Source organism: Flavobacterium sp. WG21, assembly GCF_000335775.1.
GTDB classification, from domain to species: Bacteria; Bacteroidota; Bacteroidia; order Flavobacteriales; family Flavobacteriaceae; genus Flavobacterium; species Flavobacterium tructae.
In genome coordinates this window covers 48,489-71,056 of record NZ_AMYW01000005.1, presented here as the reverse complement: position 1 = coordinate 71,056, position 22,568 = coordinate 48,489, and the positions used below count along the sequence as shown (strand labels likewise).

Genomic DNA, 22,568 nt, shown 5'->3' with positions numbered 1-22,568 from the left:
TCTTAATTTAAAATTTTAAACTTAATCCCATCTGAACGGTCCTTGTCGCCACACGATTCACTGCTAATGCTGCAGTTGCCCATTCAGGGTCATATCCTTCGTAATTGGTAAATACAAAAGGATTCAACACATTCACATAAAGTCTTAAACTTTTAATTTTCAATTTGTTCACTAAATCCTGATCAAAACTATACCCAAAAGCGATGTTTTGAATTTTTACAAATGAAGCGTCTTTGTAAAATGCTACGTTATTGGTATCATAATAAACTCCTGCTCCACGTGGTAACGGATTTGTATTGGAATACTGAGCCGCTATACCTGCGCCATTAGCCGGAATATACCAGTCTCCAAGATCTAATTTTTGACGTCCTCTGTCGGTAACATCTGCAAAGTTGTCGTGGAATCCGCTAAAGACAGTCATTCCCTGATTGGTGATTAACGACATTGACAAATCAAATTGTTTTACTTTTAAAGTAGTAGAGAAACTTCCGGACCATTTAGGATCGTAGTTTCCTAAAATAGCTCTGTCGTTATTGGCGTCAATTTTTCCATCGTTATTCAAATCTTTTACTTTTGCTTCTCCCGGTTTCTGACCGTAAGAAAGGGCCTGCGCTGCTTCACTTTCCTGCCATACTCCATCAAAAACATAGTTGTAGTACGAATGAACATTTTCTCCGATAAATAAATTATTTCCAACATCACTTACCTGATCCTGACCATAAATAGACTCCAGTTTGTTTACGTTTTTAGTAAAAGTGAAGCTGGTCTCCCAGGTAACATTTTTAGTCTGAATGTTTTTAGTAACCAAGGCCACCTCAATACCTTTATTTCTGATAGAACCTACATTAGAAGTAATAGTTGGTACTCCGATTTCTAACGGAAGGGCTTGTTGAAACAATAAATCTTTAGACAAACGATTGTAAACGTCTACACTACCTGAAATTCTATTGTGAGCAAATCCGAAATCCAAACCTAAATTCACCTCTTTTGTTTTCTCCCAGGTCAGATTGGTGTTTCCTAAACTTGAAGTAGTAAACCCATTGGCAATGGTACCGTTAAAATCATAGTAAGCAGGATTTTTTAAAACAGTTAAACTTGAATAAGGGCTAACATTGTCATTTCCGGTATAACCTATACTTCCTCTTAATTTAAAATTAGAAACGAAATCTAATTTTTTCATGAATCCTTCTTCATGAACATTCCATCCTAAAGCGACAGAAGGGAAAGCAGTCCATTTATTATTTTCAGCCAAAACAGATGATCCGTCATAACGTACCGAAGCGGTTAGCAAGTAACGTCCCTGATAGGCATAATTGAAACGGGCCGCATACGATTCTAAAGTATTTTTAGAGTACGGAGTGAACACGCCTGAAGGAATTAAGGCGATACTACCACTTGATGGTGTCAAGGAGTAGGTAGACTGAACTCCTGAACCTAAATTGTAAAAACTGGTTTCAAAAGGATTTTCTCTTGACGCTGAAAAGTACGTTTCGGTAGTATTAGAATAGAAACTTTGAAGACCTAAAAAGCTAAAAACATGGTCTTTATTCAACGTGTAATTGATGTTAAACTGATTGTCCCATGTATAATTAAAATTGTTCACATTGGTTACGTCACCGGATGGCAAACTTTTATTTTTAAGACCAAAATCGGTTTGAGCACCAAATGATCTTCCTTCTCTCGCGTCCATTTTTCCTGCTGAAAAAGTAGAACGAAACGATAGCCAGCTGTTGATTTTATACTCTCCGAAGATATTCCCAAGGGTAGTAAATCTTTCTATTTCGTCTGTTGAATTTGCAATTTCTAAAAGCGGATTGTAAGAACCTGTTTTGTTAATCGCTAAATTTCCGTTAGGATATCTCAATGTACCTGGTTGTTGTGCATAAGTTCCAACAATTTCATTACCGGCTGCATCTATCGCCCAAGGCGAAGTATATGGATTTTGTCTGAAAGCTTCCTGCATGGCTGTTGGGCTCCCTAGCTGTTCAGAGGTCTTAGAAATAGTAAGGTTAACTCCAAATGAAATTTTGTCGTTTATTTTATGATTCAAACCTGCTTTAAAATTGTATTTATCAATTCCTTCATTGTCAATTACTCCCGTTTCTTTCTGAGCTCCAAGACCAATGTTATACGACAGTCCGTTATCGGAACGACCGGAAACATTTAAGTAATTGTTTTGCATCATCCCACCTTTAAGAACCGCATCCTGCCAGTTGTAGCTTTGATTGTTAGCTACTCTCTGAAATAACACAGGGTTTGTACCGGCCTGTCCTACAGCAGCATTCAATTCTGAAGCATCAATATCGTTATAGGTTGGATTGGTAGCTGAAATAGTAGTTGCCAAAAATGCCGATTGGTGGTAATACCACCATTTTTCAGGACTCATTAATTTTGGTAATCTTACAGCCTCTTTGTTACCGTAAGAGCTGTCAAAAGTAACGGTAACACCAGACTTAGCGCTTGTTCCGCTTTTGGTTGTTACAATGATAACCCCGCTTCCTCCTCTGGAACCATAGATGGCTGCAGAAGATGCGTCTTTCAATACGTCCATTCTCGCAATGTCCTGCGGATTCAGGAAGTCAATATTATCTGTTGGTACGCCATCCACCACAAAAAGAGGTTTAGAACCGTCTTTATTGATCGAGTTTGTTCCTCTGATCACAACGTTAAAACCGTCACCAATACGGCCACTGTTTGAAGTTACCTGAACTCCCGCAATACCTCCCTGAATGGCTTCCATCGGATTTGTAACGTTTCTTTCGGTAATTTTAGCTGCCGACAAAGTATTGACTGCTCCGGTAAGGTCTGTTTTCTTTGCGGTACCATATCCTACAACCACTACTTCATTTAGTGAATTGGATTGTTCTGCCAGGCTCACATTTACTTTCGATTTTCCTGCAATGCTCACTTCTTGTGTCTGAAAGCCTAAGTAGCTTACAATTAAAATCGCTTTATTATTGGTCACATTTATTTTAAAACTTCCTTCAAAATCTGTAGAGGTTCCGTTTTTAGTTCCCTTTTCCTGAATGTTTACACCAGGCAATGATAATCCCGCAGCATCTGTAATTTTCCCCTCCACTATAGTCGATTGCGCATAAATTGCACTGCTCAACAAAAAATTCAGGAAAAATAAAAATACAAGACTGTATTTTATTTTTTTCTTTAATAGTTGTTTGGTATTCATAGTTTTTTAAAATGGTTTGGTTAATTGATAGTTTTTAATTCGTAAGTTATTCTACTTTTTTTTCATTGATATAGGTATTAATAAATTGTATGTTCTTCACATTTTTAAGCAAATGCACTGAATCTACTTTTTGAATGACAACATTTTTAAGGGTAATATTTTCTACAGGAGATTGCTCATAGCCTTCTGCCCATACTCCATATTTCCCTCCATTTTTGACGTTTATATTCTCCAGGCTGATATTTCTGATGGTTGGAATAAAATTGCCCGTTTGTGAACCGTAAACATTGTAAAACATGTTTAATTTTAAAACACATTCTTTTACAGTACCCACCTCAAGGTTTCGAACGAATACATTTTCAATGACTCCGCCTCTTTTTGAATTGGTCTTGATTCGGATGGCACGATCCAAATTTGGACTGTCCATGACGCAGTCTTCTACAAAAATAGTATTGACACCGGCCGATATTTCACTTCCAATAACTACTCCGCCATGACCGTCGATCATTTTGCAGTTCTGAACGATAATATTTTTGCTTGGAATTGCTACTCGTCGCCCATCGCCATCGCGACCTGCTTTGATCGCGATACAATCGTCACCAGTATTAAAAGTACAATTCTTGATAAGTACATTTTGTGAATATTCAGGATCACAACCGTCATTATTAGGACCATGACTGTTTACGGTAACTCCGTCAATGATAATGTTGTTTGATTTTAAAGGATGTAAAATCCAAAAGGGAGCATTTATAATGGTAACATCTTTAACCAAAATGGTACTACATTCAAAAAACTCCATAAAATTAGGTCGCAGATAGCGCCCCTCACCAAAAATTCTTTCTTTTATCGGAACCCCTTTTTCGGCCATATCGATCAAAACAGCACGATTTTGAGGATCATTCTGCGAGGGAATTCCTTTTTTCCAGCCGTAATCTTTACCACCGGACCAAATCCACCAGTTCGTAGCATCTGCCTGTCCGTTTAGGGTTCCTTTTCCGGTAATGGCTATATTGGTTTTGTTTTTGGCATAAATAAGTGGCGAATAATTCATCAGTTCTGTTCCTTCAAAGGAGGTGTGAACCATAGGATATTCTTTGGGATCGATGCTAAAAAGGACTTCCGCATGATCCTCTAAATGCAGGTTTACATTACTCTCTAAATGTATGGCGCCTGTTACATATTTTCCAGCAGGGATTAACACTTTTCCTCCGCCGTTTTGAGCACATGCTTTTATTGCTTTTTCAAAGGCCAGTGTGTTTAATGTCTTTCCATCAGCGACTGCTCCAAAATCATTAACATTATAGGTCTTATCTAAAAAACGGGTTTTAGAGATACTCTTTACAATTAAATCTTTGTTTTTCCAGGGATCAGATTCAGAAACAGTTAAAGCCTGCTTTCCACAAGACAGCATCGTGAAAGCTGTTGTAGCTGCCATTAAAACTGATTTAAACATTCTAACTTTCCCTGTAATCATGTTATTCTATTTTAGGATTGATTTACAAAACAGTGTAATTATGTAATCGATTACACGAAAGTAGAAAAATAGTTTTAATGCACCAAATTTATTTGAAAATTAATTATATATTTAATTTTTATTACGGAATATAATTACACTTAATGTAAAAAATTAGATAATTTATTATCATTGTAGAATCGAAATCGTTTTAATTATAAATTATGGTAATCGATAACAATATGTAAAACGTTATAAAAAAAATGTATTTTTGTCAGAGATAAATATGAAAAACCATTTTTAATGAGCGAAAAGATAACCATTTACGATATTGCCGAAAAATTAAATATCACCGCTGCTACCGTTTCGCGGGCATTAAACAATAATCCGAAAATAAAAGAGAGCACGCGCGAGTTGGTTATTAAAACTGCGGCTTCAATGAACTATAAGCAAAATAAGCTGGCGCTCGCCTTAAAAAGCGGCCGAAGTAATAATATTGGCGTTATAGTTCCGCGTATCGACAGCAACTTTTTCGCTTCGGTTATTCGGGGAATAGAAGAAGAACTTCATCCACATGGTTATCAGGTAATTATTTGCCAGACGCACGAAAATCCGAAAAGAGAAAACGAAAACTTATATACTTTAATAGATGCCCAGGTTGACGGTATCATCATGTCGGTTACCGATGTAACGGGAGAAAACGACGGTGCTTTTCAATATGTTTTGCAAAAAAATGTTCCGCTTATCTTTTTCGACAGAAGCAAACATATTGACGGAGTCAGTTCTGTAACCATAAATGACTTTAGAGGCGGTTACCAAACGACTAAACATTTAATTGATGAAGGCTGTAGAAATATTGCCCACCTATCAGGAGATCAGTCGCTTGAAATCTTTAAGAACCGATTTTTAGGATACAAACAGGCTTTATTAGACAATGGAATAACATTTGACGAAAAATATGTCATTCCTGTAAAAAGTACTGTTGACCACGGAAAACAGGCCATAGAGCTTTTACTTCAGTTGGAAACACCTCCTGATGCTATATTTTCATCGAGTGATTTTGCTGCTTTAGGTGCTATTCAGGAACTTAAAGAAAGAAATGTCAGTATTCCTAAAGATTTTTGCGTAGCGGGTTTCAGTAATGAACCTTTCACGAAATTTATGGAATTATCGATTACTTCTGTAGATCAGTCTCCGCTTGAAATGGGTAAAATGTCTGCTCGTGTTTTTCTGGAACAGGTGGACAAAACGGAGACGATTAAAATAGAAAAAAAGGTAGTTCTTGCTCCGGAATTACACATTCGTAAATCGTCATCAAGAACTAGCTTTTAAGTTATTTTTTACCATTAAGATAGTAAGGCAAATTAAGTTTTGCCTTTTTTTTCCTCAAACCATTAAGACATTAAGACAGATTAAGTTTTTGCCTTTTTTAAGCTTCCAAAGACTATGTTTCTATGTGTTAAAACAAATTTCACACAACAGGTTAAGTAAAACTTCTATACTACTTAATGAAACTTAATATCTTAATGGTTCAAACAAAAAAAACTCACTGTTAAGTGAGTTTTTTTATATAATGCTTTATTTTTCTAGAGTGAAACCCCTCTCTTCCAGGGAATAAAATCGTTTTGGTTTAAGATTGCAGCTTTGGTTTTAATGGTACCGCTGGCAACATCGATAATAAACTCCAACATTTCATCAGCCATTTCGTCGATGGATTTTTCTCCTGTGATAATACCGCCAGTGTCAATATCAATGATATCGGACATTTTTTTAGCCAGATCGGTGTTGGATGAAATTTTCACTACCGGCGCGATCGGATTTCCTGTCGGAGTACCTAAGCCAGTGGTAAACAATACCATATTTGCTCCTGAACCTACCATTGCTGTTGTACACTCCACATCATTACCCGGTGTACAAAGCAGCGTTAATCCTGGTTTCGAAATGTATTCACCATAGTCAAAAACACCGGTAATTGGTGATGTCCCTCCTTTTTTAGCGGCTCCTGCCGATTTCATGGCATCGGTAATTAATCCGTCTTTGATGTTACCCGGAGAAGGATTCATATCAAAACCTGAACCGGCATCTACTACGGTTTTTTCATACCATTTCATTAATTCTAAAAAGCGTTCTCCACTTTCCTCTTCGACACAACGATTAACTAGTTCCTGCTCTACTCCACACAATTCAGGAAACTCCGAAAGAATGGTAGTTCCTCCTAAAGCGGCCAGTAAATCTGAAGTTACTCCGAGAGTCGGGTTAGCCGAAATTCCGGAGAATCCATCAGATCCACCACACTCTAAACCTATTTTTAGTTTGGATAAAGGTGCCGGAGTTCTTTGTACTTCGTTTGCTTTTTTAATGGCTTCAAAGGTATCTTTTACCACACTACTCAACATGGCTTCGATTGTCCCGATTTGCTGCTGATCGTAAATCAAAACCGGTTTTTTACTGTTTGGATTTATCGCATCTAAAGCATCTTTAAAAATCTGAATTTGCAGGTTCTGACACCCCAGACTCAATACAGTTGCTCCCGCCACGTTTGGATTGTTTACATATCCTGCCAATAATTTGGCCAGACTATGCGAATCCTGACGAATACCTCCACAACCACCCTGATGTGTGATGAATTTTACTTCGATGTTGTTGAATAAATTAGCATCGTTTGAAGCAGCTTCATTTCCGGCTCCACCAGTTTCTGATTTAACCAAAGAACGCAGTAACAACTGATAATCGTTCTCTTTGGGTTTCATTAATTCTTTTTCGAAAATATCTTTTAGAATTTCGATGTTTCTGTTTTCGCAAAATACTAACGGAAAAAACAACCATACATTCTCGGTTCCAACTTGTCCGTCTTCTCTGTGATAGCCCATGAAAGTTCTGTCTTTCCACTTCTCAATATTGGGAGCCGTCCAGCCAATCGTTTCTGTTTTTCCGGTTACTTTATCACTTTCGTGTTTGACATTAGCCGTAGAAAGCAAACCTCCTTTTTCAATTTTAGCACTCGCCTTTCCTACCAGAACTCCATACATAATAATCCTGTCTCCTGTATTAAAAGGAACCATCGCAATTTTATGCTTCATCTTCACATCACTCTCAACAGTAACGGCAGAACCTTCAAAATCAATCACCTCACCTGCTGAAAGATTTACCAAAGCTACTGCTACATTATCTGTAGGATGAACTTTTATTAATTTTTTTTGCGTTGCCATAACTAAACTTTCTGAGTTACATTATTTATTTGTTTTTGAAAATTGGTAAAACCATTTTCAATTCCGTTTGCATCAATTTCTTCCAATGCAGCTGTAATTGCTTTTGTTAATCCCGGTACCAGCGTTAAATCTTCGTCCCAGAAGCTTTTATTCTGCAAAGTCAATCGTGCTATTTTTTCATAATCATCCGATTTCCAAAGACTTTCGAAAAAAGAAACAATATCCTCACTATCATTAATTGGTAAAACCCCGCCCTTCCAACTTCCTTTGTAAAAACGGATCAAAGCAGCAAAAGCAAACGTTAAATGAACCGGAAGTTTTTGATGAATATCCACATATCCCGTTAAACTAGGTAATACGCGCACTTTAAATTTTGAAATCGAGTTTAATGCAATTGAAGACAGCAAATGCTTGATAAACGGGTTTCTAAAACGGTCCAGGATTTCTTCAGAGAAACTAGCCAATTCCGCTTTATCCATGTTCAGCGTTTCATTGATCTCTTCAAAAACAGCTTTGTTTACAAAATCACCGCTAAAAACATTATCAACCGTTTCTTTTACGGTCTCGTTACCATAAAGCATTGAGAAAGGAACCATAGCGGTATGTGCTCCATTCAGAATTCTCACTTTACGTGTACGATACGGCTGCATGTCGGCTACGATTTTTACATCCAGCGCTGTTTTTTCAAACGGAAGTTTTGCTTTCAGTTTATCATCTCCTTCAATTACCCACAAAAAGAAACTTTCGGCACTTACAATCAAATCGTCTTTATAATCCAACTGACTGTTGTACTCTTCTATTTGGTCTTTCGGATAACCGGGTACAATTCTGTCTACTAATGTATTATGAAAAGAACAACTAGCTGTCAACCAAAAAACAAATTCATTTTCTAATTTCCAGTCCGCACAATATTTTAAAATAATTTCTTTTAAAGTATCTGAATTGTAATTGATTAATTCGCAAGGAATAATTGTTAATGCTTTATCTGCCGCTCCTTTAAAATGCTTGAATCTTTCATATAAAAGCACCGTTAATTTAGCCGGAAAGGAAACCGGGGGCTGCATACTCAACTGATCGGATTCGATATATTCTATACCTGCTTCGGTTGTATTTGAAATGATAAAAGCCAATTCTTCTTCTCTGGCCAAAGCCAGATACTCCTGAAAAGACGCATAAGGATCAATTGCTTTTACGATATTAGAAATCAATTCTTTCTCCTGAATCTCTTCTCCTTTTTTAACTCCTTTCATGAATAAGGTATACAATCCGTCCTGAGCATTAATCATATTCACCAAACCTCTGTCTATAGGCTGTACTACGGCAATTCCTGCGTTAAAATCAGCTTCCTGATTTAATTTTTGAAAAGCATATTCTACAAAGGCTCTTAAAAAGTTACCTTCTCCAAATTGAACTATTTTTATAGGAAGTTTTTCTGAAAGCCCTGAGCTCACTCTGTTTAATTTTTCCATTACTTTTTCTCTTAAAGTGTTATCAATAATCACGTTTAATACCTTATTTATCTCTGATTATTTCCTCTCACTGTAAAAGAAACATTACACTTGTGTGAGGAAAACAAACCTTGCTGTGAGGACTCACAAGATTCATTTATCAAGCGTAATGCTCAATTACAATTTCTAAAATCTAAAAAAAACGCATGTTAAATAAGGACCTATATGATTACCCTTATTTATTTTTTAATACTTTTTATAATATCCAGAACCTGACTAACTTTTGTTTTTAATTCATCATAATCCTGTTGCTCTAATATCTCTTTTGAAATTAACTGTGATCCAATTCCCACGCAGGTTGCTCCCGCACTAAACCACGAAGTCAGACTATCAACTGTTGGCAGAACACCACCTGTTGGCATGATATTCGTCCACGGACATGGACCTTTTATTGCTTTGATAAATTCAGGTCCGTAAATATCACCCGGAAACAATTTTACAATTTCACATCCTAATTCTTCGGCTCTTGCGATTTCGGTAAGTGTTCCGCAGCCCGGAGACCAAAGTACTTTTCGACGATTACAGGCAATTGCAATATCTTCTCTAAAAACCGGAGTCACAATAAAATTCGCTCCCAAACTCATGTACAAAGATGCTGAAGCCGCATCAGTAATAGAACCAACACCAAGCATCATTCCCGGTAATTCTGCTAAAGCATACTTGTTTAATGCTCCAAAAACTTCATGGGCAAAATCTCCTCTGCTTGTAAACTCCATTAATCTTGCGCCTCCATCATAACAGGCCTTTAATACTTTCTTGCTTATTTCGATATCTGAATGAAAGAATAGCGGAACCATTCCGTTTTCTTTCATCGTTAAAGCCACTTCAATTCTTGAATATTTTGCCATATTTAAATCAATTATCTAGATACTAATCCGGTAGCATCACCATCTATCATATTTTCAACTTCTTTTAAGGTTACCAGATTATAATCTCCGGCAATGGTATGTTTTAAACAACAAGCAGCCACAGCAAAATCTAAAGCTCTTTGATTGTTATTTTGATATTCCTGTAATCCGTAAATTAAACCTCCCATGAAAGCATCCCCACTTCCAACACGATCTACAACAGGAGTCACTTCTTTTACGGCTGCCTGATAAATGGCTTTACCATCAAATAAAACCCCTCCTATTCTTTGATGTGATGCACTTACGGAGTACCTAAGGGTTGTTGCTGCTATTTTTAAACCCGGAATCAACTCAAACAATTTGCTGTACAAAACCGGAAGCGATTTCTCATCCTGATAATTTGGATTGACTTTCGGAATTCCCAACATAAAATAGGCGGTATCAATATCTCCTAAAATAACATTGCTGTATTGCAAGAGCTCCGGCATTACGTCACTTGGTGTTTTTCCGTATTGCCATAATTTTGATCGGTAATTCAAATCACAGGAAATTGTAATTCCCAGTTTATGCGCTGCTTTAACGGCTTCTAAACAGGCTTCGGCAGCACTTTGGGAGATTGCTGGTGTGATCCCGCTCCAGTGAAACCAATTGGTACCCTCAAGCACTTTCTCCCAGTCAATCATTCCTTTTTCGATAGTTGCCATCGAACTGTGTGCACGATCATAAACCACATTACTGCCTCGTGTCCCGGCACCGGTTTCCAGAAAATAGATACCTAAACGCTCTCCTCCGTAAACTACATTTCCGGACGCTACATTCATTTTTCGCATTTCTTTTACTGCCGAAGCACCAATTTCATTCTCGGGTAATCTTGTTACAAATTCGGCATTCAAACCATAATTAGCCAAAGACACGCAAACATTAAATTCACCGCCTCCATAAGACGCTCCAAATGCTTTTGCCTGCGAAAATCGCAAGTGTCTCTCTGTCGAAAGACGCAACATAATTTCCCCGAATGCAACTACTTTACTCATATAATTTTATTGTTTTACCAGTAAAAGATTTTTTTTATCATTAAGATATTAAGAAAATTAAGCCTGATGCTTTTATTTGCCACAGCTTATCTGATTAAAAAGATACTTAAACTCTTTCCCCTATATTCTTTGCTCTATATTCTCTCTTCTTACTTAAAATTTAAAATACTCTTTTGCATTATGATAGGAAATATCCGAAACCAGTTTCCCTATCCACTCCATATCATTTGGAAGCTCTCCGCGTTTGATTTCATCTCCTAAAAGATTACATAAAATACGTCTGAAATACTCATGCCTCGGGAAAGACAAAAAGCTTCTCGAGTCTGTTAGCATTCCTACAAAACAACTGATTAACCCCATATTTGAAAGAGCATTTAATTGTTTTGTCATTCCGTCTTTCTGATCTAAAAACCACCATCCCGATCCAAACTGAACTTTCCCTCTGACACTTCCGTCATTAAAATTTCCAATCATGGTTGCCATCACTTCGTTATCAGCCGGATTCAGGTTATAAATTATCGTTTTCGTCAATTTATCTTTACTGTCCAAAGCATTTAAAAAGCCGGATAGTTTTTGTGCCTGCGGATAATCTCCAATAGAATCCCAACCCGTGTCAGGTCCTAAAATTCGGTGCATGCGGGCATTATTGTTTCGCAACGCTCCAAGGTGAAATTGCTGTACCCATCCAAACTCATGATACATCTCGGACAAGAATAACAATACAGCACTTTGAAATTTCAAAACTTCTTCGGGAGTTAAAATTCTGTTTTCTCTTTTCTTTTTGAAGATGCTATTAATTTCATTCTCTGTAAATTCTTCGAAATAAATCTGGTCTAAGCCATGATCACTAAGTTTACAGCCGTTTTGATTAAAGAACTCAATTCGGTTTCGCAATACACTGCACAAATCAGCATAGGTATGAATCGCAACTCCGGACACCTCCCCTAACTTGTCCAGATAGGCATTATAGCCATCATTGGAAATTAAGATCGCTTTATCAGGTCTGAAGGCCGTACTCATTTTAGTTCCAATTGGATTCTTTGCCAATTTTTGATGAAACTCAAGACTGTCAATCGGATCTTCGGTCGTGCAAACCAATTCAGCATTTACTTTTTTAAGCAGATTTTGCGTACTGTAGGCCGGAGAATTAATTTTCTCGGTTGCTTCCTGGTATATTTTCTCTGCCGATTTTTCATTCAGCAAATCATATATATCAAAATAACGCGCCAGCTCTAAGTGCGTCCAATGGTACAAAGGATTACGCATGGTGTATGGAACCGTTTTGGCCCAATTTAAGAATTTATCTTTGTCAGGGGCGTTTCCGGTCACAAACTGCTCGTTGATTCCCAAGGTACGCATCGCACGCCATTTGTAGTGATCTCCGTTGATCCACACCTGTGTAATGTTTTCAAAAATTTTATCTTCAGCAATAAACTGAGGATTCAAATGATTGTGATAATCGATGATCGGCTGATTTTTGGAGTAATTATGATACAGCTCTTCTGCAAATTTATTTTCAAGTAAAAAATTATCGTTTATGAAGGTATTTGAACTCATGATTTTTTTGATGTAATTGAGATAATTATTCGTTTGATGGCTTCCCGATTGTTGCTAAGATTCCACCATCAACATACAAAATGTGGCCGTTCACAAAATCGCTGGCTTTTGAAGATAAAAATATAGCCGCTCCGGCCAGATCACTTGCTTCTCCCCATTTTGCAGCCGGAGTTCTACTAATGATAAAATCATTAAAAGGATGCCCGTCCACTCTAATAGGTTTGGTCTGTTCGGTAGCAAAATACCCCGGACCAATTCCGTTAATCTGAACATTATGTTTGGCCCATTCGGTAGCCATATTTTTGGTCAGCATTTTCAAACCGCCTTTCGCAGCAGCATAAGCTCCTACTGTACTGCGGCCCAACTCGCTCATCATCGAACAAATATTGATTATTTTTCCTCGCCTTCTTTCAATCATCCCTCTTACTACATGCTTTGATACAATAAACGGACTCACCAAATCAATATCAATAACCTCTTTAAAATCGGCTACCTCCATTTCAATCAGCGGAATTCTTTTAATAATCCCTGCATTGTTAATCAGGATATCAATAGGGCCCACTTCATTTTCAATTTGTCGAACTGCAGCAATAACTTCCATTTCGTCCGTTACATTAAACTTATAGCCCACTGCATGAATCCCCTCTTTTTGAAGTTCCGCTACGGCATCATCAATTTTTTGTTGAGAAGAATTTCCGTTTACCACAATTGTCGCACCCGCCTCTCCTAATCCTTTTGCCATTGCCATTCCCAGTCCGTGTGTACTTCCTGTAATCAGGGCAACTTTTCCGTTTATATCAAATAATGAGTTTGCCATATTTTTTATCTTAAATCAGTGATTTTACACACATCCATATCTCCGTAATCCAAATTCTCACCCGCCATTCCCCAGATAAAAGTATAATTACTGGTTCCGGATCCTGAATGAATCGACCATGGTGGTGAAATAACCGCCTGATGATTGTTCATCCAAATGTGTCTGGTTTCCTGAGGCTGTCCCATAAAATGACAAACGGCCTGATTTTCGGGAATATCCAAATAAAAATAAACTTCCATTCTGCGATCGTGTACGTGTGCCGGCATGGTATTCCAGACACTTCCGGGTCTTAATTCCGTCATTCCCATCTGTAATTGACAAGTGGTTACAACACCTCCAATAATCATTTGATTTACGGTGCGGTGATTGGCTGTCTCCATAGTTCCCAATTCCAGCTTGTTTGCTTCTGCCAGACTCACTTTTACGGTTGGATATGTTCTGTGTGCCGGAGCAGAATTGATATAATATTTTGCAGGATTCTTAGGATCATCACTTTTAAAAATCACTTCCTTATTACCGCTTCCGATGTACAAAGCATCTTTAAACGCTAATTCGAAAGAAACTCCTTCAACGACCACAGTCCCTTTGCCACCTACATTGATAATTCCCATTTCTCTTCTTTCCAGAAAGTAACCTGCTTTCAACGGGTCAATACTTTCCAAAGTCAGATCCTTCAACGGAACTGCCGATCCTGCGATGTACCTGTCATAATGAGAATAGGTTAACACAATCTCATCTTCCTGCATTAAATCGTCAATTAAGAATTCGTTTCTCAATTCCTGAGTGTCATATTTTTTTACAGCTTCCGGGCTCGACGCGTATCTTGAACTATATTTTGTCATAATTTTAAATTAATGTAATCGATTGCACAAAATTAGATTTTTATCCTTAAAAACCATAATTGATTGTAAAATTTATTCTTTTTTTATAATTGTTTTTGTTATCTGTAATCCTTAAAGATTGATAATCGGACTGTATTTAGGTACTAACATTTTCATCACAGACCATCCTGTCAGGTAACAAATGGCACAAATAGAAAAAATGATAAAATATCCGGCTTCAATTCCTTGAAAACCCATAAATGACATATTGCTTTCTTTGGCATAATCAAACAGCATTCCCGAACCTTTATTGATAAAAGTAGAACCAATACCTCCGGCCAAACCTCCAATACCAGTGATCGTTGCAATTGCTTTTTTAGGAAACATATCTCCAACAGTGGTAAAAATATTAGCCGACCATGATTGATGAGCTGCACCTGCAATACCAATAATAACAACGGGAATCCAATAACTGATATACCCTAAAGGTTGTGCAATCAGAGCCAACAAGGGAAAGAATGCAAAAATTAGCATTGCTCTCATTCTGCCTTCATAGGGGTTCATTCCTTTCTTCTCGACAAAATAGGTTGGCAGCCAGCCGCCTATAATTGACAACAGGGTTATCATATATAAAACGAATAAAGGAAGTGCCGCCTCAGTAGAATCCATACCGTAAACCGAACTTAAGTAAGCCGGGGTCCAGAATAAGAAAAACCACCATACTCCATCGGTCATAAACTTACCAAAAGCAAATGCCCAGGTTTGTTTGTATTTAAAACAATCGACAAAAGAAACTTTGTCTTTGGTTTCCGGTACATACCCCTTTAATTTGCTGTCTGTAATATCATCTTGTTGTATATACTCTAATTCTGCAGCACTTACTTTTGGGTGGTTTTCAGGCTTATCATACATGAAAATCCAAAATCCCATCCAAACAAAACCTAAGGCACCAATGATGATAAAGGCCATTTCCCATCCGAAAGATTCTGCGATAAACGGAATAGATATAGGAGCTGCCAAAGCACCAACAGTAGCACCTGCATTGAAAATACTGGTAGAAAATGCTCTGTCTTTTTTAGGAAAATACTCGGCCGTCGTTTTAATTGCTGCCGGAAAATTTCCTGCTTCACCCACTGCTAAAACAAAACGGGCAAAGATGAACAGCGTAACACTTACATTAATGACCAGTCCGGTATCTTTTACAAGGTGAATTGCCTGCTTGGCGCCCTCGAAACCTACAAACCAGTTCCCACTAATAATTCCGGCTGTAGCAATACCACAAAAAGCATGAAGACAAGCCCCAAAAGACCAGATCCCAATGGCCCACAGAAATCCTCGTTTAGTATCCATCCAATCCACAAATCTACCGGCAAACAGTAATGAAACTGCGTAAAAAATAGAAAACAAGGCGGTTATATTTCCGTAATCATTATTAGTCCAATGAAACTCAGGCGCGATAAAATCGCTCCACGTTAAAGAAAGTACCTGTCTGTCTAAATAGTTGATAGTGGTTGCAAAAAAAAGCAAGGCACATATACTCCAACGATAACTTCCTGTAGATTTTTTGGATTGGGTCATAATAACTGCATCTGTTTGGTTCATGGTAATGGTTTATTATAAAAGTTGATAGTTTTCCGGCTCATTTAATCTGCTATTCAAACACGATATAAAAATTACAATACCTATGAATTAAATGCAACAAAATTAAATAAATGTAATCGATTGCACAAATATAGTTTTAAATCTTTATATTCCAAATAAATTATATAAAAATTTAATTTCAACACATAATTAAACAGATCGCTCAAAAAAAATACTTTAAATTACATTTTAAGTAATATATTTGTTAAAAGCTATTTTTGCAAACTTAACCGTTTTATCTATCAAAATTGTCCAAAAAACTTTCACTTTTGATCAATTCACTGTAATCTTCAGGTTTGTGAAGTAAAAGTCATTTGTTACATTTTTACAAAAGCGTAAAACTGATCCAAAAAAGCTTTGTTTTAAAACACTTTTCCAACCCATTTAAATATTTCCATAATTCATGAAAAATGTAAAAGAATTACTTCTAACCTTATTTTTATTCACCTTCATGCACACTACTATACATGCACAAAATGAAATTGTACCGCTCTGGAATACTATCCCCGATGAAATAAAAGCTACGGAATACAAGGAAAATGAATCTTTTATAGACGGAAAAGTGCAGAGTACAAGTTTAGTTACCGTTCCAACTTTGAGTGTTTTTTTACCTAAACAAAGCAAACCCAATCAAACTGCTGTTCTTATTTTTCCGGGAGGAGGATATCAACATTTAGCTATTGATAAAGAAGGCACCAAAGTCGCCAACTGGCTTAATAGCTTGGGAATTGCAGCTTTTGTTGTCAAATACAGATTACCCAGTGATCAAATCATGAAAGACAAAAAGAACGGACCATTACAAGACGCACAGGAAGCCATACGTCACGTAAGGCAAAATGCAACAAAGTACAGCATAGATGCTAACAAAATAGGGATTATTGGCTTCTCGGCCGGAGGGCATTTAGCTTCTACGCTGGCAACACATTACGATGAAGCAACTTATGATTCGAAATCTAAAACAAGTGCACGTCCGGATTTTTCACTTTTAATTTATCCGGTAATCTCCATGCAAAATGAGATTACACACAAAGGCTCGCAAAGTAGTTTACTGGGGAATAATCCCTCACAGGAAGTACGTGATTTTTATTCTAACGAAAAGAAAGTTACTTCAAAAACTCCTCCGGCTTTCCTGATTCATGCCACAGACGACAAAACCGTTTTACCGGAGAACAGTATCAATTACTATCTGGCGCTTAAACGAAACGGGGTTTCAGCTGAATTACATCTTTATGAAAAAGGAGGTCATGGTTTTGGGTTGGGCGTAAATAGTACTAGTAAATTTTGGACTCGAGATTGCGAAGAATGGCTTAAAATTAATGCCTACTTATAATAGTAGAGAAAGAATAAAAAAAAAGGGTCTTTAGATCCGGATAACCCAATAACCAAATCTAAAAACCCTATAAAAATCAGACTCTTTTGTAATCCTGCAAATTCATACAAAGCTTATACCCACGATCAAATGAATAAGTCCAATTTTCATTGTAATTAAAAAAATGTTTCTCCAAAAACAGTTAATTATAACAACCTATTATGCGGTCTAAAAAGGTAAACACAGCATAATTACCCGTTATTATGGCGCGAAATTACAAGCAACTTTAGAGAAATCATTACGGCTTTCCGCATTATGAAAAACTTTTTCCTCCTAAAAATGCTAAGTCACTGACTATCTGAAACACTACAGTTCTAAAATCTTTTGTTTTTTTTAGGGACTAAGAAACTAAGACTCTGAGATACTAAGACTCGAAGATGATAAGGTTTTAAAAATTTTCGAAGTTTTCTTATTCTAGATTAAGTTATAACAAACTCTTTACTAGTACATTTGCAAAATACAGATTTTTTTTTCTAAGCTATTAAGGCGTAAAGTTCCTAAACTTATGCAATCTTAGAACCTTAGTATCTCAACACCTTAGCATCTTAGAAAGAACTCAAAAAACTACTATCTATGAAAACATACGAATTCTTACTGCTTGGAAAAAACCAAGCCATTCTTGAGATTTTGCTCAGATTGGTGAATGCTTACGAAAACTGGAATGCAGTTGGTTTTAATGACGAAAAACTGGCTCAGGATTATTTTCTGAACCACAAAATTGATATTGTACTTTTGAGTTCAGGCATCGAAGATCATATCGAAAAAGAATTTACTTCTTTCTGTTTAAAACAGCAACCTGATGTTGAAGTAATTGAACATTTTGGAGGAGGAAGCGGCCTATTAAAATCAGAAATTGAATATCGATTGCATCTGAAAGGAAAAATTTAGATGCCAACAAATTCTTTAAATTTGCCAAAAACCGAACGCTAAAATGGAAAAGAAATATTCAGTTGTCATTCATCCCTCACCAGAAATAATTAAGGACATCAAAACCATGAAAGAGCATCTGGCAACTAAAATTGGCTGGTTCAACAGTAAAAATTCGGTGGCACATATTACGATTTGTGAGTTTACAACTGACGATTCTCAACTGGATAAATTCAAGCAAAAGCTTTTTAATATTTGCGATACCTTTACTCCGTTTCAGGTACATTTGGATGATTTTGGTTCGTACGAAAGTGGTGCTTTTTTCATTGCCCCAAATGAAGAATCAAAAAAAAGCTTACAACCAGTCATGAAAAAGACACAGAAAGCGTTACTTCTTTCCAACCTAAAAAAAAGCAGTGATCCGCATATTTCTATCGGCAGAAAACTAACTCCCGAAAATCTTAAAATCGCATCGCAGCTCTTTACCACAATTGCCATGGATTTTTCCTGTGAAGAAATTATTCTCCGTGAATTAGATCCGGTGAAAAAACAGTTTTTTGTCATCGATACTTTTCCTTTTGGCAGTAATCCACAGCCGGAACTTATACAGGGGACTTTGTTTTAAATGTTTATTGTGAGATGTGAGACGCAAGATGCAAGATGTGAGATGCAAGATGTGAGATGTGAGATGTGAGATGTGAGATGTGAAGAGTAGAAAACCTGAAACCTGAAACTTCAAACCTGAAACTTCAAACTTGAAACTTGAAACTTCATTTTTTCGTATATTTGATTTTTACAAATCGTCGTCATGAAATCACTGGATTCTTTTTACAAAGATATAACTGAAGGTTCCTCCGTTGAACCGGGTTCTTTATTGCCCAATGACATCAAAAAAGAGATTGGTCATTTTAATGTATTTAATATCAAAGAGGTTTTAGATCGTCTTCAGGGTAAAGCAATCATGCCTTATGATCGCCGTGCTTACTACAAAATCAGTTTGATTAAAGGAAAAAACAGGGCTGAATACGCCGATAAGATAATTGAAATTGAAAAGCAGGGACTATTATTTGCCACCCCAAAGATTCCGTACAATTATTTACCGCAGGATATGAATCAATCCGGGCAGTTTTGTGTGTTTACGGGTGAATTTTTATCAAAAAACAAAAGCGGGATTGATCTGGACGAGCTTCCTATTTTTGCTTCTGACGGGTATCCTATTTTTCAATTAACCGATGAAGAAGTAGCAGAAGTAGAATTGATTTTCAACAAAATACAAAAAGAAATCAATTCCGATTACGTTTACAAATATGATCTAATTCGGAATTACGTCGCCGAACTCATTCACTTCGGACAAAAACTACAGCCAATAACGGCATTGTATTCCAGACACAATTCGGCTGCCAGAGTTTCTTCTTTATTTGCTGAATTGCTGGAAAGACAATTCCCTATTGAATCGCCAAATCAACGCTTACAGCTCAGAACCGCCAAAGATTTTGCCGAAAGATTATCGGTCCATGTCAATCATCTGAATAAAGTTTTAAAGGAAAATACCGGAAAAACTACAACCGAATTAATCAGCAGCCGTTTAACCAGCGAAGCCAAAATTCTTTTAAAACAAACGGACTGGAATATTTCTGAAATTGCCTTCTCCTTAGGATTTGAAGAATTGGCACATTTCTCTAACTTCTTTAAAAAACAAACTTCGTTTACTCCTTTAGCTTTCCGATCTTAAATTCATGATTTGAATTTCGCAAACATCGGTTTGATATTTACAATTTCCCCACACTACTTCGCCCCTACCTTTGTCTTATCAATTTAAAACATAAAATAAAATGGCAGTACATACAAAAATTGCTCTGGTAACAGGTGGCAGCAGAGGTTTAGGAAAAAATATGGCGATTGCAATTGCTAAAAAAGGAATCGATGTAATTATTACCTACAACAGTAAAAAAGAAGAAGCTGATTCAGTAGTGAAAGAAATTGAAAGCTTAGGTCGAAAAGCAGGCGCTATTCAATTAAATGTTGCCGATTCCGGCACTTTTGATCCCTTTTTCAGCTCTGTTGCAGAAACTCTAAAAAGTACTTTTAAAACGGATAAATTTGACTTTTTAGTAAACAATGCCGGAACGGGACTCCACAATTCATTTATGGAAACAACAGAAGCCGAATTTGATCAATTGAGCAATATACATTTTAAAGGCCCCTTCTTCTTAACTCAGAAAGCATTAAACCTTATGAATGATGGTGGCGGAATCGTAAATATCTCAACTGGTCTGGCAAGATTTTCTTTTTCGGGCGCTTCCGCCTATGCCTCTATGAAAGGTGCTATCGAAACGTTAACCAAATACCAGGCAAAAGAATTGGGTGAACGAAAAATCAGAGCCAATGTAGTTGCTCCGGGGGCAATCGAAACCGATTTTGGAGGTGGTGTGGTTCGCGACAACGAACAATTGAACAAAAATATAGCTGCAGTTACCGCTTTAGGAAGAGTTGGATTACCGGACGATATTGGCGGAGTGGTTGCCTTTTTATGTACCGAAGAGGCACGCTGGGTAAATGCACAACGCATTGAGGTTTCAGGCGGAATGAATTTGTAATTTTATCACGAGAGTTTATAATTTAAACCCGACAGGCTTTAAAAACCTGTCGGGTTTGTCATTCTGAGTATATTGAATTAGTAAGAATTCTGTTTTTAATCTTTCTCAATGATTACATCAAAACCTCCGTTTTTATCAAAAACCACATCATAGAATTTGGAGTTTTTTTGTATTCCGACCTCGTAAGTGGTTTTGTTTTTATCGTCTACCACTACTGCCGATTCTTTAATGGCACTGGCAGGATAATTTTTCTTCAGATAGGTTTGTGCTTTTTGTGGCAGCTGATTGAATGGAATTTGCAACTCAAAAGCTTTCAGAGCTCCCAAACTATCATAAACCGCCAATGCATTGGTGTTTTTATCTGTTTTGAACTTGGCTTCATACCGAATTTCATCATCATCGTCTCCCACATACTTCAAGGTCCAGACCGGAACTTTACCAGGATATTCTTTCTGAAAAGTAAAAACTACTTTTTCAGGAGGTGTGACAACTTTATCGGGAGAAACTCCACTCTGCCCTATTAAAAAGCTGCTATACAAAAAGGTTATCATCAGGAATATTTTTTTCATGTGCCAAATTTTAAATTAACATCTCTTAAATAACGTATTAAAATTACTACTTTATTCCGAAGAAAAAGTGATATTGTAAAAAAATGTTAAAATAAACGGTAACAATGTTCTGTGTCAGACGTCTTACGAAAAACCAAAACCTAAAAAATGAAATCTAACCTGAAAAATTTTGAGGCTTCACCCCAACTTTATGCACGCATAGCCGGGATATTATATTTGGTCATTATCGTCATGGGATTCTTCGCAGAAACATTTGTCAGAAACAAATTGTTTGTGTCGGGAGATGCCACCGCCACCGCTCAAAATATTATGCATTCGCAGTTTTTATGGAAAATTGGCATTACAGCGGATCTTATTATGCAAATTTGCGATCTGCCGGTCATGATTATTCTCTATTATCTTTTAAAGCCGGTAAACCGAAAGCTTGCTCTTTTAAATTTATCGTTCAATTTAATCCAGACTGCCGTTTTAGTCGCCAATAAACTGAATCTTTTAGCAGCATTGTTCTTTCTGGGAGATGCCGAATATTTAAAATCTTTCAGTCCAGATCAGTTACACACCTTATCTTATCTCTCGATTAAGTTACACGATTATGGTTTCGGAATCGGATTGATCTTTTTTGGATTTGTATGTTTACTGGAAGGCTATCTGGTCTTTAAATCGGGTTATTTACCAAAGGCAATTGGAGTTTTAATGAGTCTGGCGGGAATCTGTTATCTTACCAATAGTTTCTTCTTAATTTTGATCCCGAAACTTTCAAGTATAATTTTATTGATGCCTTGTTTGATTGCCGAATTGTCTCTTAGTTTATGGCTTGTTTTTAAAGGGGTAAAATTACCTGTCTGGAAACAGCAGTTGGTATAATCAACCTTAATAATGCAATTAATTTAAACACAAAGATTCTAAGTGTTAAAAAATAATAGCCACAGATTTAAAGGATTAAATCGATTAAAAAATCTGCCAGATCTGCGGGAATTTGTTTTTTTTCACACGCAGATCTGGCAGATTTTGCAGATTTTTTTTAATCCTTTTTAGTAGAAGCTATTACTTTGAAAATCATTCAACCTGTGTAATTACCAGAACTGAAATACAAT

At 36.8% G+C, this 22,568-nt stretch carries 18 protein-coding genes; 7 read left to right on the top strand and 11 right to left on the bottom strand.

What is annotated here, in order from left to right; all coding sequences use genetic code 11:
* Positions 1-7: 7 nt before the first annotated feature.
* Both C245_RS0105690 and C245_RS0105685 read right to left on the bottom strand, forming a co-directional pair.
* Positions 8-3,184 carry a TonB-dependent receptor gene (locus C245_RS0105690; RefSeq protein WP_017495617.1) on the bottom strand — a complete coding sequence of 1,059 codons (3,177 nt, stop codon included), beginning with the start codon at positions 3,182-3,184 and terminating at the stop codon, positions 8-10.
* Between the two features lie 46 nt (positions 3,185-3,230).
* Complete coding sequence (locus C245_RS0105685) at positions 3,231-4,658, bottom strand: glycoside hydrolase family 28 protein (RefSeq protein ID WP_017495616.1); 1,428 nt, start codon at positions 4,656-4,658, stop codon at positions 3,231-3,233.
* A gap of 282 nt (positions 4,659-4,940) precedes the next feature.
* Here C245_RS0105685 and C245_RS0105680 point away from each other — a divergent pair, with 282 nt between their 5' ends.
* Positions 4,941-5,969 carry a LacI family DNA-binding transcriptional regulator gene (locus C245_RS0105680; protein ID WP_017495615.1) on the top strand — a complete coding sequence of 343 codons (1,029 nt, stop codon included), beginning with the start codon at positions 4,941-4,943 and terminating at the stop codon, positions 5,967-5,969.
* A 254-nt stretch (positions 5,970-6,223) separates the two neighbouring features.
* Here C245_RS0105680 and C245_RS0105675 read toward each other — a convergent pair whose 3' ends face one another.
* The 8 genes from C245_RS0105675 to C245_RS0105640 form a co-directional block, all read right to left on the bottom strand.
* A complete protein-coding gene (locus C245_RS0105675; RefSeq protein ID WP_017495614.1) occupies positions 6,224-7,846 on the bottom strand; it encodes a UxaA family hydrolase in 1,623 nt (540 codons plus the stop codon).
* Positions 7,847-7,848: 2 nt separating this feature from the next.
* Entirely contained in the window at positions 7,849-9,315 is a 1,467-nt protein-coding gene (locus C245_RS0105670; protein ID WP_017495613.1) for a tagaturonate reductase, read from the bottom strand.
* Positions 9,316-9,533: 218 nt separating this feature from the next.
* Positions 9,534-10,202 (bottom strand): bifunctional 4-hydroxy-2-oxoglutarate aldolase/2-dehydro-3-deoxy-phosphogluconate aldolase, encoded by a 669-nt coding sequence (locus C245_RS0105665; protein WP_017495612.1) that lies wholly within the window; start codon positions 10,200-10,202, stop codon positions 9,534-9,536.
* A gap of 11 nt (positions 10,203-10,213) precedes the next feature.
* Positions 10,214-11,236, bottom strand: coding sequence for a sugar kinase (locus C245_RS0105660; RefSeq protein ID WP_017495611.1), 1,023 nt, complete (start codon positions 11,234-11,236; stop codon positions 10,214-10,216).
* A 153-nt stretch (positions 11,237-11,389) separates the two neighbouring features.
* A complete protein-coding gene (gene uxaC / locus C245_RS0105655) occupies positions 11,390-12,793 on the bottom strand; it encodes a glucuronate isomerase (RefSeq protein WP_017495610.1) in 1,404 nt (467 codons plus the stop codon).
* 25 nt (positions 12,794-12,818) lie between these two features.
* Positions 12,819-13,610, bottom strand: a complete 792-nt coding sequence (locus C245_RS0105650; protein WP_017495609.1) for a gluconate 5-dehydrogenase — start codon at positions 13,608-13,610, stop codon at positions 12,819-12,821.
* A gap of 5 nt (positions 13,611-13,615) precedes the next feature.
* Positions 13,616-14,452 (bottom strand): 5-dehydro-4-deoxy-D-glucuronate isomerase, encoded by an 837-nt coding sequence (gene kduI, locus C245_RS0105645; protein ID WP_017495608.1) that lies wholly within the window; start codon positions 14,450-14,452, stop codon positions 13,616-13,618.
* 111 nt (positions 14,453-14,563) lie between these two features.
* A complete protein-coding gene (locus C245_RS0105640) occupies positions 14,564-16,033 on the bottom strand; it encodes an MFS transporter (RefSeq protein WP_017495607.1) in 1,470 nt (489 codons plus the stop codon).
* A 442-nt stretch (positions 16,034-16,475) separates the two neighbouring features.
* On the opposite strand from C245_RS0105640, the gene C245_RS0105635 reads away from it, so the two are divergent.
* The 5 genes from C245_RS0105635 to C245_RS0105615 all read left to right on the top strand — a co-directional run bounded on the left by C245_RS0105635 (position 16,476) and on the right by C245_RS0105615 (position 20,905).
* Positions 16,476-17,402 (top strand): alpha/beta hydrolase, encoded by a 927-nt coding sequence (locus tag C245_RS0105635; RefSeq protein ID WP_017495606.1) that lies wholly within the window; start codon positions 16,476-16,478, stop codon positions 17,400-17,402.
* A gap of 612 nt (positions 17,403-18,014) precedes the next feature.
* Positions 18,015-18,329 carry a hypothetical protein gene (locus C245_RS0105630; protein ID WP_017495605.1) on the top strand — a complete coding sequence of 105 codons (315 nt, stop codon included), beginning with the start codon at positions 18,015-18,017 and terminating at the stop codon, positions 18,327-18,329.
* 43 nt (positions 18,330-18,372) lie between these two features.
* Complete coding sequence (locus C245_RS0105625) at positions 18,373-18,933, top strand: 2'-5' RNA ligase family protein (RefSeq protein WP_017495604.1); 561 nt, start codon at positions 18,373-18,375, stop codon at positions 18,931-18,933.
* Positions 18,934-19,116: 183 nt separating this feature from the next.
* On the top strand, positions 19,117-20,040 hold the full coding sequence (locus C245_RS0105620) for an AraC family transcriptional regulator (protein ID WP_017495603.1): 924 nt from the start codon (positions 19,117-19,119) through the stop codon (positions 20,038-20,040).
* Between the two features lie 100 nt (positions 20,041-20,140).
* Complete coding sequence (locus tag C245_RS0105615) at positions 20,141-20,905, top strand: SDR family NAD(P)-dependent oxidoreductase (protein WP_017495602.1); 765 nt, start codon at positions 20,141-20,143, stop codon at positions 20,903-20,905.
* A gap of 95 nt (positions 20,906-21,000) precedes the next feature.
* Here C245_RS0105615 and C245_RS0105610 read toward each other — a convergent pair whose 3' ends face one another.
* Positions 21,001-21,474 carry a PepSY-like domain-containing protein gene (locus C245_RS0105610; protein ID WP_017495601.1) on the bottom strand — a complete coding sequence of 158 codons (474 nt, stop codon included), beginning with the start codon at positions 21,472-21,474 and terminating at the stop codon, positions 21,001-21,003.
* A 147-nt stretch (positions 21,475-21,621) separates the two neighbouring features.
* Between C245_RS0105610 and C245_RS0105605 the strand changes: the two genes are divergently transcribed.
* Positions 21,622-22,338 carry a DUF4386 domain-containing protein gene (locus C245_RS0105605; RefSeq protein ID WP_017495600.1) on the top strand — a complete coding sequence of 239 codons (717 nt, stop codon included), beginning with the start codon at positions 21,622-21,624 and terminating at the stop codon, positions 22,336-22,338.
* The last annotated feature ends 230 nt before the right edge of the window (positions 22,339-22,568 follow it).